The sequence below is a fragment of the Pseudooceanicola sp. HF7 genome, from assembly GCF_011806405.1.
GTDB lineage: Bacteria > Pseudomonadota > Alphaproteobacteria > Rhodobacterales > Rhodobacteraceae > Pseudooceanicola.
The window spans coordinates 223531-236300 of sequence record NZ_JAATOW010000004.1; the positions used below are offsets into that span (position 1 = coordinate 223531).

At 66.4% G+C, this 12770-nt stretch carries 12 protein-coding genes; 5 read left to right on the plus strand and 7 right to left on the minus strand.

The window, feature by feature from the left end; all coding sequences use genetic code 11:
• Window positions 1–89 precede the first annotated feature (89 nt).
• Complete coding sequence (locus HCZ97_RS03900) at window positions 90–578, minus strand: cytochrome b (RefSeq protein ID WP_167687359.1); 489 nt, start codon at window positions 576–578, stop codon at window positions 90–92.
• Window positions 579–716: 138 nt separating this feature from the next.
• Between HCZ97_RS03900 and HCZ97_RS03905 the strand changes: the two genes are divergently transcribed.
• On the plus strand, window positions 717–1184 hold the full coding sequence (locus HCZ97_RS03905) for a transposase (RefSeq protein WP_167687360.1): 468 nt from the start codon (window positions 717–719) through the stop codon (window positions 1182–1184).
• A 96-nt stretch (window positions 1185–1280) separates the two neighbouring features.
• Here the strand turns inward: HCZ97_RS03905 and HCZ97_RS03910 are convergent, their stop codons facing one another.
• The gene (locus HCZ97_RS03910; RefSeq protein ID WP_167687361.1) at window positions 1281–1955 is read right to left on the minus strand and encodes a hypothetical protein; all 675 of its coding nucleotides are present in this window, start codon (window positions 1953–1955) and stop codon (window positions 1281–1283) included.
• 134 nt (window positions 1956–2089) lie between these two features.
• Window positions 2090–3889, minus strand: coding sequence for a translation elongation factor 4 (gene lepA, locus HCZ97_RS03915; protein WP_167687362.1), 1800 nt, complete (start codon window positions 3887–3889; stop codon window positions 2090–2092).
• Between the two features lie 376 nt (window positions 3890–4265).
• On the opposite strand from lepA, the gene HCZ97_RS03920 reads away from it, so the two are divergent.
• The 3 genes from HCZ97_RS03920 to HCZ97_RS03930 all read left to right on the plus strand — a co-directional run bounded on the left by HCZ97_RS03920 (window position 4266) and on the right by HCZ97_RS03930 (window position 7579).
• Window positions 4266–5678, plus strand: a complete 1413-nt coding sequence (locus HCZ97_RS03920) for a hypothetical protein (RefSeq protein WP_167687363.1) — start codon at window positions 4266–4268, stop codon at window positions 5676–5678.
• A gap of 455 nt (window positions 5679–6133) precedes the next feature.
• Window positions 6134–6913 (plus strand): MBL fold metallo-hydrolase, encoded by a 780-nt coding sequence (locus HCZ97_RS03925; RefSeq protein ID WP_167687364.1) that lies wholly within the window; start codon window positions 6134–6136, stop codon window positions 6911–6913.
• Between the two features lie 387 nt (window positions 6914–7300).
• A complete protein-coding gene (locus tag HCZ97_RS03930; protein ID WP_167687383.1) occupies window positions 7301–7579 on the plus strand; it encodes a hypothetical protein in 279 nt (92 codons plus the stop codon).
• Window positions 7580–7804: 225 nt separating this feature from the next.
• Here HCZ97_RS03930 and HCZ97_RS03935 read toward each other — a convergent pair whose 3' ends face one another.
• Window positions 7805–8254, minus strand: coding sequence for a low molecular weight protein-tyrosine-phosphatase (locus tag HCZ97_RS03935; RefSeq protein WP_167687365.1), 450 nt, complete (start codon window positions 8252–8254; stop codon window positions 7805–7807).
• A gap of 63 nt (window positions 8255–8317) precedes the next feature.
• Between HCZ97_RS03935 and HCZ97_RS03940 the strand changes: the two genes are divergently transcribed.
• Window positions 8318–9016 carry an NAD-dependent deacylase gene (locus HCZ97_RS03940; protein ID WP_167687366.1) on the plus strand — a complete coding sequence of 233 codons (699 nt, stop codon included), beginning with the start codon at window positions 8318–8320 and terminating at the stop codon, window positions 9014–9016.
• A gap of 12 nt (window positions 9017–9028) precedes the next feature.
• Here the strand turns inward: HCZ97_RS03940 and HCZ97_RS03945 are convergent, their stop codons facing one another.
• From HCZ97_RS03945 to hrpB, 3 genes are all read right to left on the minus strand, one after another.
• Window positions 9029–9451 (minus strand): copper chaperone PCu(A)C, encoded by a 423-nt coding sequence (locus HCZ97_RS03945; protein ID WP_167687367.1) that lies wholly within the window; start codon window positions 9449–9451, stop codon window positions 9029–9031.
• Window positions 9452–9724: 273 nt separating this feature from the next.
• Window positions 9725–10015: a 50S ribosomal protein L28 gene (gene rpmB, locus HCZ97_RS03950; RefSeq protein ID WP_167687368.1), complete on the minus strand. Its 291-nt coding sequence runs from the start codon at window positions 10013–10015 to the stop codon at window positions 9725–9727.
• Window positions 10016–10378: 363 nt separating this feature from the next.
• A partial coding sequence (gene hrpB, locus HCZ97_RS03955) for an ATP-dependent helicase HrpB (RefSeq protein WP_167687369.1) occupies window positions 10379–12770 on the minus strand: 2392 nt, incomplete at its 5' end.

Consider the following 12770-nt stretch of genomic DNA (forward strand, 5'->3'; position numbering starts at 1 on the left):
ACGTCGGTGCGCAGCGTACGGTGCCCCCGCCGTTAACGCCCCGCGCGCTGGGGGCGTTAACCTTTGACCTGGCGATGGAGCCCGCGCCGTTAGTGGGGCGACATGCGGCGGAGAAGCCCGGTCTTCAGCACGAACTGCTGGTAAAGCGCCCCGGCCACATGCAGCGCGATCACCGCCCAGAGCAGCGTGGTCAGCACCTCATGCGCGCCAGCGGCGGGCGCGACCTGCCCGAACCAAGCCGCGAGGCCGGAGAGCGGGATCAGCACCAGCAGCGCGTAGAAGACCCAGTGGACGATTCCGGCGAGCGCCTTCAGCGGGCCCGGTTCCTCCTGCGGCAGGGGCGGCGCGCCACGGGTCAGCCGCAGGCCAAGCCGCGCGATCATCAGGACCAGCACGGTGACCCCCACGACGATATGCACGATGGCCAGGCCGGGGCCGGTGGCGGTGCCCTCCATCATCTGGTGGAAGGCGCGGCCCATGCCCATGTCGAAGATGAGCTGGAACAGAACGAGGAGCGCGATGGCCCAGTGCAGGTAGATCTGCGGCTTGGAATAGATGGCAGGGGGGATTCGTGTCATGGGATATGCCTTTGACGATGGGTGCGCGTTTGAAAGCTTAACGCAGGAGGCGCGGGATTCCGTCGCAGAATTTGCGAAGGGGGTGGTGGGGGTCACCCGCCCCAGGATTTGTTAACCCTGTTCGGGCGAAACTTGGGCATGCCCCGCTATCTTCGCCCACACATTCCCGGCGCCACGATCTTCTTCACGGTCACGCTCGCAGAGCGGGGATCGGACCTGCTGGTGCGGGAGGTGGAGGCGCTGCGGACCGCCGTAGCCGGCGTGAAGGCCCGCCGGCCCTTTCACATCGATGCCTGGGTGGTGCTGCCGGATCATCTGCATTGCATCTGGACGCTGCCTGAAGGGGACGCGGACTATGCAACCCGCTGGCGGCAGATCAAGTCCGGCTTCTCGCGCGGTAGGCCGCCGGGGCCGCTCCGGGCCGGCCCCCGTGCCCGCCACGAACGCGGGATCTGGCAGCGGCGCTTCTGGGAACATCACATCCGCGACGAGGCGGATCATACCGCGCATCTGCGGTATTGCTGGGAAAACCCCGTCAAGCATGGGCTTGTGCAACGGGCGGAGGATTGGCCCTATTCCTCGGTCCACCGGGATCGGGCGCCGTAGGGTGCGTGCTTGCACGCACCTTTGGCGGTGGATGGGGCGAGAGGGTGGTGCGAGAGGAAGGTGCGTGCGAGCACGCACCTTCCTCTCGCTACGAACCTATTGCGGCGGAATGTAGCAGATAACGCCACTCAGATCCAAACCTGTCATCTGAGAGAACAACAAAGCCAACAAGAAGATTCCTGCGGCCAAGGCGGTACCCACGGAAACACAAAAAACCGGCAGCCAGTACTTTGACAGCTCTAGCTCCCGGCTCTTTACCCTTAGGTTCACTTCGTTGACAGCTTCGAGCAATTCTTGACGTGATCCATGATCGACTTCGAGCACGGCCGCACGCCATCTGACCATTTGAGCCGTGACGACGGAGATCAGCAAAGTCCATGAGATAAACACGAGGAGAGAAAACCCCAAGAACACGCCAACAAAAGCGTTCTGCGCGTTCGTCATGGAGTCGTGGCAGAAATTCCATATGAAAAAGAAGCCAGCATAACCTAAAGTCGAAACAACATTATTGTAGGAAGAACTTTTGTCGAAAAGTGCGGCCGTGGTCGCCAATTCGCCCTCCAAGAGGCGATCTTCCTTTTGTTGCCAAAGCTCATTATTCAACTGCCAGTAGTTAGCTTCCGATTGCTGATCAACTCGCCTTCGCGCAATCTCTTCTTCTACAATTTCCCTAGGCAGCCTAGTAACGCCAAGCCTCTGAAGCCATTCAATCAAGCCCTCGATTCTGCGGTCGTCCTCGGCCCGTTCATGAGGTGGTTCGGCATTCGCCATTCTCAACTCTCCCGCTATTTTGTCTGGCATTCTGGGCCGCAACGAAGTTGCCAGCCAACCCAAAAATAAAAAATCAGGAGCTTTACCGAAAATGGTCCAAAGAAGAAAAACCCGGGCGCTTGCCCGGGTTTTCTTTAACTGTCCATTTTCAGCGCAGAGATGAAGGCCTCTTGCGGGATGTCCACCTTGCCGAACTGGCGCATCTTCTTCTTGCCGGCCTTCTGCTTGTCCAGAAGCTTGCGCTTCCGGGTGGCGTCGCCGCCGTAGCATTTCGCCGTCACGTCCTTGCGCATGGCGGACAGGGTCTCTCGGGCGATGACCTTGCCGCCGATGGCTGCCTGGATCGGGATCTTGAACATGTGGCGCGGGATCAGGTCCTTCAGCTTTTCGCACATCGCCCGGCCGCGCATCTCCGCGCGGTCGCGGTGCACCATCATCGACAGGGCATCCACGGGTTCGTCGTTCACCAGGATCGACATCTTCACCAGGTTGTCCTGGCGGTAGCCGGTCAGGTGGTAATCGAAGCTGGCATAGCCCTTGGTCACCGATTTCAGCCGGTCGTAGAAGTCAAAGACCACCTCGTTCAGGGGCAGGTCATAGACCACCAGGGGCCGGGTGCCGGCATAGGTCAGCTCTTCCTGGATGCCGCGGCGGTCCTGGCAGAGCTTCAGCACGTCGCCCAGGTATTCATCCGGCACCATGATGGTAGCCTTGATGCGCGGTTCCTCGACGTGATCGACATAGGTCAGGTCGGGCATGTCGGCGGGGTTGTGCAGCTCCTGCATCGTCCCGTCCTTCATGAAGACGTGGTAGACCACAGAGGGCGCCGTGGTGATCAGCTCGATATCGTATTCGCGCTCCAGCCGGTCGCGGATCACCTCAAGGTGCAGCAGCCCCAGGAAGCCGCAGCGGAAGCCGAAGCCCAGCGCGGCCGAGGTCTCCATCTCATAGGAGAAGGAGGCATCGTTCAGCGCCAGTTTCTCGATCGCGTCGCGCAGGTCCTCGAATTCGGCGGAATCCACCGGGAAGAGGCCGCAGAAGACGACGGGAATGGAGGGTTTGAAGCCGGGCAGCGGTTTCTCCGTCCCCTTCTTCTCTGTCGTGATCGTGTCGCCGACCTTGGTGTCGCGCACCTGCTTGATCGAGGCGGTGATGAAGCCGATTTCGCCCGGGCCCAGTTCATCCACGTTCTGCATGGCCGGGCGGAAGACGCCGATGCGGTCGATCTGGTGCACCGTGCCATTGCGCATGAATTTCACGCGGTCGTTCTTCTTCATCACGCCGTCCATGATGCGCACCAGCACGACGACGCCCAGGTAGGGGTCATACCAGCTGTCCACCAGCATGGCCTTGAGCGGCGCATCGCGGTCGCCCGTGGGCGCGGGCAGGCGGTGGCAGATCGCCTCGAGCGTTTCCTTGATGCCGATGCCGGACTTGGCAGAGACCAGCAGCGCGTCGGAGGCATCGATGCCGATGACATCCTCGATCTGCTCGGCGACCCGTTCGGGTTCGCTGGCGGGCAGGTCGATCTTGTTCAGGACGGGGACGATCTCATGATCGGCGTCGATGGCCTGGTAGACATTGGCCAGCGTCTGCGCCTCCACGCCCTGGGTGCTGTCGACCACCAGCAGGGAGCCTTCGACCGCATGCATGGAGCGGGAGACCTCATAGGCGAAGTCGACGTGACCGGGGGTGTCGATCAGGTTCAGGATGTAGAGCTCGCCGTTGTCGGCGATGTATTCGATCCGGACGGTGTTCGCCTTGATCGTGATGCCGCGCTCGCGCTCGATGTCCATGGCATCGAGGAGCTGCTCCTTCATCTCCCGCTCGGTGACGGTGTTCGTGGATTGGATCAACCGGTCGGCCAGGGTGGATTTCCCGTGGTCGATATGGGCGACGATGGAGAAGTTACGGATATGTGCGAGATCGGTCATGATGCGCAGCATATGCGGGGGAAAAGGGCAGTTGGCAAGGGGGCGCGCGCCGGTCCGACGCAGTCGGCGATTGATCCGGGGGATCAATCGAGGCGCGCGCGGGCGGAGCCCCGGGTTGCGGGAGGGGTTGAGCGCGCCGGGAGCGACGCTAGGGTACGGGGAGAGGCGGGGACGGTCAGGCGGCATGACGGTAAAGAACGAAGAGCAGTTCAGGGCGTGGCTAAGGGAGCAGTCGCGGGAGGTTTGCACGGCGATCGCCGTGCGGGCGGCGCTCAGGGTGTTGCCGCTGGTTTGCTCGGTTGAGACCGGTTCTGAGCGCAGGGAGCGCCATGTTCTGTCTAGGTTTCGTTTAATCCTAATTTCGGGGGTCGCGGCCGTGGGACCGACCCCCGATGTGAGAGCCGCCGCTGATGCCACCTCCCATACCGCCTATGCAGCCAGCTTTGGCTCCAACCCTCCTTACTATCGCGCCTACGCAGACGATGCCGCCAATGCCGCCGCCCGTGCCGCCTGTGCCGCCGATGCCGTCGGCGTCGCCGCGCATGCCGCCAATTGCGCCGCCCGTGCCGCCGCCGATGTAGCCGATGTCCCCTATCCCCACGATGCCGCCGCCCGTGCCGCCGCCGATGCCGCTGATGCCCCCTATCCCCCCGACGCCGCCGCCCGTGCCGCCGCCTATGCCGATACAGCGCTCCCAGTCGAACCGCGCCGCATGCTGGAAAGCCGCGTGCAACGTCTTCAGGCAATCACTGACGCTACAGAGAAACTGAGCAAGCAAGACGGCAGGACCTGGGTTTTGACCGAAGGCGGGGACTGGGATTTCTGGTCCCGCTGGTACGAGCGCGCCATGGCGGGTGATCCCCTTCCCTGGGATCTCCAGCGAGAGGTTGCGCTGATCCCCGAAGAGATCTGGAAGCAAGGCCCCGAAGCCGTGGCCGAGCGGATCGCGGAGATTGAGGCGGACTACCTCACCCGCACCACCCAGCTGTCCGAAGAGGTGACGCTCAACCCGGCGACTGGCACCTTCTTGGTCACGCCAAGACCGCTTGAGAATGCGCCGCTCATATCTGCGCTGCTTTCCCGCACCGAGGACGCGCTGGAAGACGCCCTGCTAGGCTCGAACGGTCTGCGCACCGACATGCGGGCCGTGAAGACGCTCCAGCGCACCCATCAGCGATACGGCAACGATCCCCAGCGGATCGAGCTGGATTACACCTCTGTCGCCATCAGCCTGCGCCGGGAGCTCAAGTCTCACGAATTGGCGGAGACTGAGGACAACCTCGCCCTGCTCGAAGCGGTGGAGGAAGGCGCCCTGGCGATCCGCGCTCAGCATCCGGAGATTGCCGAGAACCGCCAGCGCATCGCGCAGCAGAAGCTGCAGGAAATCGACCGCGAGGACCTTGAGCTTCTACAAGCCGCAGAGCCGATACTGGTTGCCCTCAGCGAGGGCACCATGGCTGATGACTTCGCCCGTGACATTCCACAACTGATCAACGATGCCACCACGCCGCTGCCCTCCAGCGCACCGCCGCTGCCCGGTGTCGACGAAAGCATGAGGATCTTCCATCGCACCTCGCGGATGAAGGTTCTCCTGAATGATGAGTCTGACAAGGGAGAAGCCATACTCGGAAAGAGCAATGCAGCTCTGACCGAGGCCCTCGCGCGATCCGCAAAGACGTTTGACAGCCCGGCAGTCAAGACCATCCGGTTGGCCTATCTCGCCAAGGATACTGCCGTTCTGCTTTGGAAAATCGTCGAAATCGGCCTCAAGCTCTTCGGGGTTCTTTGAACCGCCAAGGCCGACGCCCGCGTCGGCGCATTCGCACCAGTCGCAGCGCAGGCGCCCTTCAGCCGCTCCGCCTGGCCTCTTGCGAATGACATCGCCAAAGGCCCCCTTCGGGAGAGTGGCGCGACGTCCATGCGCTGCCCCCCCATGCCCTTGGCAGGGGGCGGCAAACGGTCACCGGCCTTGCCTCTGCTGCCACGCGCCGCTTCGGGTCGGGCAGGCTCCGTCGCAGGCCCGGTCACGGCGGGGTCCTCTGTTACGCGGTGTTGGAACGTCTGGGCGGGGTGGCACGGCGCACCCCGATGGTGAGCGTTTACCTGGTGGAGGGCGTGGCGGATCATACGGCCAGGGCCGGCACCGGCGCCAGGCTGACGGGAACGTGAACTCGCCCCGCCGCGGTTCTGCCCTACCTTTCCGGCAGACCGCACTGGGTCATGCACAATCAGGGAGAGTGCCAGATGATTACCCGCCGACACCTTCTTACCTCTGCCGCCGCCGGGGCTGCCGGGGCCTCCATCCTGCGACCCTTCGCTGCCATGGCGCAGAACCTGACCGGGGATGTCTACCGGCTGGACGGGGGCGGCAGCCTGTCGATCCATCCCATTTCCCATGCGAGCTTTGTCATGGATACCCCCGCGGGCGTGATCTACGTGGACCCGGTGGGCGGTGCGGCGGCCTATGGCGCCCTGCCCGCGCCGGATGCGATCCTGATCACCCACCATCACGGCGATCACTTCGATCCGGAGACCCTGGCCGGGCTGAGCGAGCGCGCGGGCGGGCCGGTGCCGATGCTGACCAACCCCAAGGTGGGCGAAGAGCTGGCGCCCGAGCTGGCCGAGGCCAACACCGTGCTGGCAAACGGCGAGAGCGGCACGCTGCTGGGCCTGCCGATCGAGGCGATCCCGGCTTATAATTACACCGAGGACCGCCTGCAGTATCACCCCAAGGGCCGGGACAACGGTTACCTGGTCGAGGTGGGTGGCAAGCGCGTTTATATCGCCGGCGATACCGAGGACACCGAGGAGATGAAGGCGCTGAGCGATATCGACATCGCCTTCGTGCCCTTCAACCTGCCCTACACCATGACCGAGGAACAGGCCGCCGCGGGCGTCGGGGCCTTCGCGCCGGGGGTGGTCTATCCCTATCACTACCGCGACAGCGATCCCGAGCTGTTCAAGAAGCTGCTCTCCGAGCAGGAGGTGCAGACGGAAGTGGTCATGGGGCCTTGGTACTCCTGAGAGATCGGGCCGTTTGAGGGCATGACGTGACCGCATGATGTGACTGCATGACGTGGCAAGGGCCGCGAAGGGATCCCCTTCGGCGGCCCTTTTGCCGTGGCGGGCAGAGGCCTGTCCTGTGGGCAGGGGAAGCACCTGATCGGCGAGGATCCGCCGGAAGCCCCCTGTAAACGCGGGGCTGCGACAGTCCCGCGATTGAGAATTAAGACACTGTTAGGCATATTCCTGCCCAAATCCGCACAAGACGGAGCAGCGCTGACGGGCATCTTTCGTCGGGGCTTTCAGGCAGCATACCCCGCGATGAGCGGGGCCGGGACAGAGGGCAACCACATGATCCGACATTTACCGAAGGCCGTTCTGACGGCAGGGCTCGCGGCCGCGGCCTGCATGAGCTTCAGCATCGCCGCGCCACGCATGGCAGAGGCCGGGCCGATCAACCGCGCCTGCCTCAAGCTGCCCCAGGCCTCGGCCAGGCCGCAGCTTTGCGGCTGCATCCAGCAGGTGGCGGACATGACCATGAGCCGCCGCGACCAGCGCATGGCGGCCAAGATCCTGAAGGCGCCGGACAAGGCGCAAGAGGTGAAGATGTCCCGCAAGGCGAGCGACGATGCCTTCTGGGATCGCTACACGGCCTTCGGGGATACCGCACAGGCAATGTGTTCCTGAGTGAGGCCCGGGGACTGACGCACAGGGACTGAGACGCGGGGGCGGTTGCGACAGGCCCCGGTGTCGCGCGGGCGGTGGGGGCAGGATGCCTCCGGCGGGAGTTTTTCGGCAAGAAGAAGAAGCATGGCGCGCGCGGTGAATCCGGGAGGCGCAGCCGACAACGCGCGCGACCCCCTCGATGGGGGCGGCGGGCGTGGTGCCGGTCTTTAGCGGGGGCGTGCCGGGTCAGAGGCGGGCTTGCAAGGCCCTGGCGCAGGCTTCGACCAGGTCGAGCGTGCCGTCGAAGTCGCGGGTGTACCAGGGGTCGGGCACCTCTGTCGCGCCGGCGAAGGGGCCGTCTTCCGGAAGGTAATCGGTGAAGAGGCGCACGGGGGTGCCATTGCCCGCCGGGCGCTGGGCCTCGATATCCTGCAGGTTGCTGCCATCCATCGCGACGATCAGGTCGAAGCGGGTGAAATCCGCCGGCGTGAACTGGCGTGCGCGCAGGCCCGACATATCGAGCCCGCGGGCGCGGGCGGCGGCCTGCATCGGGCCATAGGGCGGTTCGCCCGCGTGCCAGCCGCCGGTGCCGGCGCTGTCGAGGTCGAGCTGCGGGGCCAGGCCACGCATCACCGCCTCTGCCGTGGGCGAGCGACAGATATTGCCGAGGCAGACGAACAGGATGGATGTGGTCATGGGCGCTCCTCTGGGGCAGTCTTGGTCCAGAGGTAACGGGCAGCGGCACGGAGGAAAAGGGCCATGGAGCGGATCGTGATCCTGACAGGCGCAGGCATTTCGGCAGAGAGCGGGCTTGCGACCTTTCGCGCCTCTGACGGGCTGTGGGAGGCGCACCGGGTGGAGGACGTGGCCACGCCCGAGGGCTTCGCCCGCGATCCCGCCCTGGTGCAGCGTTTCTACAACGACCGGCGGCAGCGCGCGGCGGAGGTGGCGCCCAATGCGGCCCACCTGGCCCTGGCGAAGCTGCAACGCGACTATCCCGGAGAGGTGCTGATCGTCACCCAGAACGTCGATGCCCTGCACGAGGCCGCCGGGGCCGAGGTGCTGCACATGCATGGATCGCTGGACGGGGCGCTTTGCGCGGCCTGTGGCCATCGCTGGCCCGCCCCCATGAAGATGCAGGTGGGCGAGCCCTGCCCCGCCTGCGGCGCCCCTGCGGGCCGTCCCGATATCGTCTGGTTCGGCGAGATGCCCTATCACATGGAGGAGATCTTTGCCCGCCTGTCGCGGTGCAGCTATTTCGTGGCCATCGGCACCTCTGGCAATGTCTACCCGGCTGCCGGTTTCGTGCAGGAGGCCGATGCCGCCGGGGCGCATACGCTGGAGCTGAACCTTGAGGCCTCGACCAGTGCCAGCCATTTCGCGGAGGCCCGCCAGGGGCGCGCCACGGAGCTGGTGCCGCCCTGGGTCGAAGAGATGCTGGCAGAGGCGCGGCGCTGAGCCTGCGGGCGGTTACTGGACGGGGAAGGTCACCTGCTTGCCCGGCATGCCGAAGAACTTAAGCGTGACCTTGATCCCCTGACCCGGTTGCAGGCCGGGGGGCAGATCGGTCAGCCGCAGCTGGCTGCCGCCGGGCTGCAGGCGCAGGGTGCTTTTCGCGCGGACCGTCAGGCCGCTTCCCACATCGACCAATGTGCCCTTGCCGGGCGTCAGCAGCTGCACGCTGGCCTGGGCGGAGCTTGCGCCCACCAGCCGCTCCGGCTCTCTCGAGGAATTCCTGAGCGTGGCGTAGCCCGCCGCACTGCCCCCGGCGGGATCGAGCACCAGCTGTGGGTTGCTGACCTGGATATCGGCGCGGGCCGCCGTTGCGGTCACGCCCGCTGCCAGCGAGAGGCAGAAGAGGGCGGCGGGAATCACTTTGCGCAGCGGTGTCATGGCCTTTCCTTTCCGCGAGAATCACTTCGCCGGTCCGGGCGGTGACGGGATCGGGCGCAAGGGGCCCGCAGGCCCGGGCACGGGCGGGACCCTGTCAGCCCCTGCCCCAGCATTGCAGAGATGCCCGGGGCGGGGGAGGAACAATCCCGTGACCTGCGCCCGGGGATGCCGCCGCGCCCGGGGCGCAGGCCGGAAACGGAAAAACCCCGCCGGTGAGGGCGGGGTTCAAACTGGTCGAAATCCAGCGGCGGGGTCAGGCCCCGCGCAGGGCAATCAGGCCTGAGCGGCCGTCGCCTTGACGATTTCTTTCTTGATTTTCAGCGCGTTGTCGGAAAGCTCGACATCTTTCGCCTTGGCCAGGAACTTGTCCAGGCCACCGCGGTGGTCCACCGAACGCAGAGCGTGGGCGGAGATGCGGAGTTTCACGTTGCGGCCCAGCACTTCCGAACGCAGCGAAACGTCGTTCAGGTTCGGCAGGAAGCGGCGGCGCGTTTTGTTGTTGGCATGGCTGACGTTGTTGCCAGTCATGGGGCCTTTACCGGTCAGTTCGCAGCGGCGCGACATGGGTCTATCCTCGTCTCATCAGAAGGGCGGGTCGCGCCCAGTTCAATGCAAACGGGCACCGCTGCGGCGGCGCCCTGAATCTTGTCGGGTGTCTTTAGGCCCGTGCAGCGGGAAGGTCAAGCCTAGGCTGCAAGCTTCGTGACGCGCCCCGGCGGTGCGGGGCCCCTGCCCGCCCTTTAAAGCAAGCGCCGGAGGGGCGAAAGCCCCGCGCTTGGGGCGGAGGACTTTTCGTGGCGTTTCTGTGGTGGCGCGGCGTGGGGCCTGCTGTTGGGGCTGGCTGCGGGGTCGGATCCGCCTGCGTCGGATCCAAGTTATTTACGCGCTTTCGCACGCAGGGTCGGATCCGCCTGCGTCGGATCCAAGTTATTTACGCGCTTTCGCGCGGAGGGTCGGATCCGCCTGCGTCGGATCCTCGGGCCAGGGATGGCGGGGATAGCGCCCCCGCATGTCCTTGCGCACATCCGCATAGGAATTGGTCCAGAAGCCGGGAATGTCCTGGGTCACCTGCACCGGCCGCCCGGCGGGCGAGAGCAGCGTGACCACCAGCGGGCGTCCGGCAACGGTGGGATGGCGGGTCTGGCCGAACATCTCCTGCAGGCGCAGCGAGATGCCGGGCGCCTCGCCGGCGTAATCGATCGGGATCTTGCGGCCCAGCGGCGTGGTGAAGGCCCCGGGGGCGGCGCGATCCAGGCTTTGCTTGCCTTCCCAGCCCAGCCGCGCCTCGAGCGCGGGCAGCAGGTCGAAGGCCTTCCACTCGCCCGCCGTGCGGGTGGTGCCCAGGAAGGGCAGCAGCCAGTCCTCCAGGCTCTCCATCAGCGCCGCGTCGGAGAAATCCCCAAGCTCCGGCACCAGCCGGACGCGGGCCAGGAACAGCCGTGCCTTTTCGCCCGGCAGCAGGCCCAGCTCCCGCACGCCGTCCAGCATGGCGCGGGCCACCTGGTCCTGCGGCGCATCCGTCCAGGCCTGGTCCGACAGGGCCAGCGCGCCGAAGCGCTCCTGCACCCGTGCCAGCACCCGGCGATCGCGGCGCGACCATTCGCAGAAGGCATGCTGCACGATCTGGTCCGGGAAGAGGGCGCGCAGGGCGCTTTCGCTGATCTGAAGCGCCTGGCGGATGCGGGCCTCTCGCGGGTTGCCATCGGTATCGGTGACCAGGATCAGGCGCGCGCCGGCAAGCGGGTCCTCTTCGCTGAGCACGGCGCCCTTGCCCCCCGAGAGCAGGTAGCGCGGAGCAGAGCCGGGGCGGCGCAGGCCGATGCGGTCGGGATAGGCCAGGGCGGCCATCTCTGCGGGGCTGAGGGCGGGGCCGGCGGGCAGATCGCGCGCCAGGCGCTTGGCCTCTGTCCGGATGCGCTGCACCGCGCCGGCATCCGCCCCGTGATCGCGGCTGCCCCCCAGCGCCCTCAGGCGCAGCGTCAGGTCCACGGGCGCACCCCGCCCCAGCGGATCGCGGTCCGCCAGCAGCGCGGCCAGCTCTGCCGCGCCGCGCCCGGCGACCGCCAGCATATGGGCCAGTCGGGGATGCAGCGGCAGGGCGGCCAGCTTGCGGCCATGGGCGGTGATCTGCCCCCGGCCATCCAGCGCGCCCAGCATCTGCAAGAGCGCCTGGGCCTCGGCATAGGCGCCCTCGGGCGGCGGCGTGAGAAAGGCCAGCGCCTGCGGCCCCGCGCCCCAGAGCGCCAGTTCCAGCACCAGGCCGGACAGATCCGCGGCCTCGATCTCGGCCGGGGGATAGGCCGCCAACGCGCCCTCTTCGCCCTTTGTCCAGGCCCGCAGGCAAATCCCTTCGCTGACCCGGCCTGCCCGGCCGGCGCGCTGCGCGGCCTCCGCGCGGGAGACCTTCTCCGTCACCAGCCGCGACATGCCCGAGCCGGGATCGAACCGCGCCCGGCGTGCCAGCCCGGCATCGACCACGGCACGCACCTGCGGAATGGTCAGCGAGGTTTCCGCGATGGAGGTCGCCAGCACCACGTTGCGCCCCTCTTTCGGCGGGCGCAGGGCGGCCTGCTGATCGGCGAACTTCATCGCGCCATAAAGCGGGCGGACATGAACGCCCGCCGGCACACGCCCCTCGAGCGTGCGGGCCAGGCGGTTGATCTCTCCGGCGCCGGGCAGGAAGACCAACACGCCGCCATCGACGCGCCCCAGCGCCTCCAGCACCAGCTCCGCCACGGCGGGCCAAAGCTTCACCCCCTTGGGCAGGGGCGCGGGCGCATGGATCACCTCCACCGGATAGGCGCGCCCCTCAGAGGTCACGACGGGAACATCGCCCATCAGCGCGGCCACGGGGCCCGCGTCCAGCGTGGCGGACATGGCCAGCAGCAGCAGGTCCTCGCGCAGGGCCCCGGCGATCTCAAGGCAAAGCGCCAGGCCAAGGTCGGCGTTCAGGGAGCGTTCGTGGAACTCGTCAAAGATCACCGCCCCCACGCCGGAAAGCTCCGGATCGGACTGGATCATCCGGGTCAGGATACCCTCTGTCACCACCTCGATCCGGGTGCGACCGGAAACCTTGCTTTCGCCGCGCACCCGGTAGCCCACAGTCTCTCCGGCGCGCTCGCCCAGGGTCTCGGCCATGCGCTCGGCAGCGGCCCGCGCGGCCAGGCGGCGCGGCTCCAGCATAAGGATCCGTCCCGCGCAAAGGCCAGCCTCCAGCATGGCCAGCGGCACGCGGGTGGTCTTGCCCGCGCCGGGCGGGGCCCCGTTCCTAGTTGTGAGGGGTGTAGGGGGCCGGGAGCTTGGGCGGCCCCCGCGGCCC

Bases quoted from the DNA above. Each gene is read 5' to 3' on its own strand.
- HCZ97_RS03900 (WP_167687359.1), bottom strand. From the start codon at position 578: ATGACACGAATCCCCCCTGCCATCTATTCCAAGCCGCAGATCTACCTG.
- HCZ97_RS03905 (WP_167687360.1), top strand. From the start codon at position 717: ATGCCCCGCTATCTTCGCCCACACATTCCCGGCGCCACGATCTTCTTC.
- HCZ97_RS03910 (WP_167687361.1), bottom strand. From the start codon at position 1,955: ATGGCGAATGCCGAACCACCTCATGAACGGGCCGAGGACGACCGCAGA.
- lepA (WP_167687362.1), bottom strand. From the start codon at position 3,889: ATGACCGATCTCGCACATATCCGTAACTTCTCCATCGTCGCCCATATC.
- HCZ97_RS03925 (WP_167687364.1), top strand. From the start codon at position 6,134: ATGATTACCCGCCGACACCTTCTTACCTCTGCCGCCGCCGGGGCTGCC.
- HCZ97_RS03930 (WP_167687383.1), top strand. From the start codon at position 7,301: ATGAGCTTCAGCATCGCCGCGCCACGCATGGCAGAGGCCGGGCCGATC.
- HCZ97_RS03935 (WP_167687365.1), bottom strand. From the start codon at position 8,254: ATGACCACATCCATCCTGTTCGTCTGCCTCGGCAATATCTGTCGCTCG.
- HCZ97_RS03940 (WP_167687366.1), top strand. From the start codon at position 8,318: ATGGAGCGGATCGTGATCCTGACAGGCGCAGGCATTTCGGCAGAGAGC.
- HCZ97_RS03945 (WP_167687367.1), bottom strand. From the start codon at position 9,451: ATGACACCGCTGCGCAAAGTGATTCCCGCCGCCCTCTTCTGCCTCTCG.
- rpmB (WP_167687368.1), bottom strand. From the start codon at position 10,015: ATGTCGCGCCGCTGCGAACTGACCGGTAAAGGCCCCATGACTGGCAAC.